Consider the following 2413-nt stretch of genomic DNA (forward strand, 5'->3'; position numbering starts at 1 on the left):
GTACGGCCAACCGTACGGCCCCGCCGCCGTGTTCGGCCGCCCACCGGGGCGGCCGCCGGACTCAGCCCGGCCAGGTCCCCGTCATCCTGCGGACGACGACGGCTCCGCCGCGGTCCACCGCCGCCCTGACCACCGAGAAGATCACTCCCTGGATCGCGGCGGCCAGCAGGATCTCGCCCAGCCTGCGGTCCTCGTCACCGGGGTCGGGGGCGTCGTCCTTGTCGCTGACGATCTTCCACGCCTTCTTGAAGGCCGCGCTCGCGACGGCGCCGCTCAGGGCGCCGAGCGCGATGCCCACCGGCCTGTACAGCAGTTTCTGCTTCCTCTTCTTCATGACCGGGCTCTCCTACCGGGTCCGCGGGGCTGTTCGGGGGCGCCCCCCTGCGGGACGCCCTCCGGGTCTTCCGACGGATTCCCCGCGCGCGGCCCGCTACACGGCGCGTACGCGCCGGTCAGCGGGTCACCACGTGCCGCTCGTCGGGGACGCAGTGGGTCATCGTCAGGCCGGCCACGTCCCGCGGCGGGTTCTTGCCCAGGTTCGCCAGGCGCTCGCGGTCCTCGTCGGTGAGCTGCTGGTTCGGCAGCGGCTCCAGGTTCGCCACGTCCTGCGGGGAGATGCCGAGCCCCTCGCCGACGCGCAGGCCGAGGTCGTTCTCGACGAGCAGGAAGTGCCACACCATCCGCTCCTGGATGTGCCGGGGGCACTGCTTGAGCTGGTTGGTGAAGTTGGCGACCAGGTCGTCGCGCTCCCAGTCCTCCATCAGCATGTACCGCTGCCCGGCCTGCAGGTAGTCGTTGGTCCGGGGGATGCGGCTGCGGGTCAGCCGGCCGCGGAGTTCCGGGCCCTGCTCGCCGTAGCCCGGCCCCTCCGCCTCCTGGAGCCCGCCCAGGGTCGACGGCTCGTAGTTGACGTGCGGGTTCTCGCCGCCGGGGTCGACCTCGTACGCCATCGGGCCGCCGCGCTGGTTGGTGTGCACCGGGGACTTGGCCCGGTTCACCGGGAGCTGGAGGTAGTTGGGGCCCACCCGGTAGCGCTGGGTGTCGCTGTAGGAGAAGGTGCGGCCGACCAGCATCTTGTCGTCGGAGAAGTCCAGGCCGTCGACCAGCACGCCGGTGCCGAAGGCGATCTGCTCGTTCTCGGTGAAGAAGTCGTCCGGCATCCGGTTCAGGACCATCCGGCCCACCGGCTTGGGCGGGAACTCCTGCTCCGGCCAGACCTTGGTGTCGTCCAGCGGGTCGAAGTCCAGCTCCGGGTGCTCGTGGTCCTCCATCATCTGCACCAGGAGTTCCCACTCGGGGTAGTCGCCCCGCTCGACGGCCTCGTACAGGTCCTTGGTGGCGTGGCCGAGGCTGTCGGCCTGGACGTTGGCGGCGTCCTCCTCGGTCATGGAGCGCACGCCCTGCTTGGGCATCCAGTGGTACTTGACCAGCATGGTGCGGCCCTCGGAGTTCTCCCACTTGTAGGTGTTGACCCCGAAGCCCTGCATGTGCCGGTAGTCGGCGGGGATGCCGCGCGGGCTGAAGAGGTTGACCAGCATGTGCATGGACTCGGGCGTCTGCGACATGAAGTCGAAGATCCGCTCGGGCCGCTGCTCGAAGGTCACCGGGTCGGGCTTGAGGGCGTGGATGACGTCGGGGAACTTGATGGCGTCGCGGACGAAGAAGACGCCCAGGTCGTTGCCGACCAGGTCCCAGTTGCCCTCCTCGGTGTAGAACTTCACCGCGAAGCCGCGCGGGTCGCGGGCGGCCTCGGAGGAGTCGCGTCCGCCGATGACCGTGGAGAAGCGGACGGCCACGTCGGTGCGCTTGCCCCGCTCCTGGAGGAGCTTGGCGCGGGTGTAGCGGCTGATCGGCTCGTCGCCCCAGGAGCCGTACGCCTCGAAGTACCCGAAGGCCGTCACGCCGCGCGCGTGCACCACGCGCTCGGGGATGCGCTCGCGGTCGAAATGGCTGATCTTCTCCAGGAAGTGGTAGTTCTCCAGAGTGGCGGGGCCCCGGGCGCCGACCGTGCGCTGGTTCTGGTTGTCGTGGATCGGGTGACCCTGCCGGTTGGTGAGCACCGGCCGGTCGTCGCCCTGCCTGGCTGTCTCGGTCACGTACTGGTCTCCTTCGAACGGGGTTCGCGCGGCGGGTGCGTCCCACGTCCGCCGCGCGCGTGTGCCTGTACCCCGATCTGCCCCATTCGTACCCTCGTATCGGCCATCGGTGCTCCGGCCCGCGGCGTTCCGGACCGGTGGCGCCCGGCGGACCGGGCGGCCGGGTGCGGAGCACGCGCGCCCGTACGAGCGGGCCGCCGGAGGCGGGAGAGCGAACACACCGAGACAAGCCGAGACAAACTGAGACACGCCGAACACGCCACACATACAGCACACACCGAACACGCCGGTTCGCGGCGCCCCGCGCGGGGCGCCGC

The 2413-nt window shown here is 70.5% G+C and carries 2 protein-coding genes; both read right to left on the reverse strand.

Translation table 11 applies throughout. The features are described from left to right. Positions 1 to 61: 61 nt before the first annotated feature. Positions 62 to 334, reverse strand: coding sequence for a DUF4235 domain-containing protein (locus QC029_RS30325; RefSeq protein WP_279559058.1), 273 nt, complete (start codon positions 332 to 334; stop codon positions 62 to 64). Between the two features lie 118 nt (positions 335 to 452). Continuing rightward, positions 453 to 2096, reverse strand: coding sequence for a catalase (locus tag QC029_RS30330; protein WP_279559059.1), 1644 nt, complete (start codon positions 2094 to 2096; stop codon positions 453 to 455). Positions 2097 to 2413: the final 317 nt, after the last annotated feature.

Origin of the sequence: Streptomyces sp. DH37 (assembly GCF_029813835.1) — a bacterium.
In the GTDB taxonomy this organism is placed as follows: Bacteria; Actinomycetota; Actinomycetes; order Streptomycetales; family Streptomycetaceae; genus Streptomyces.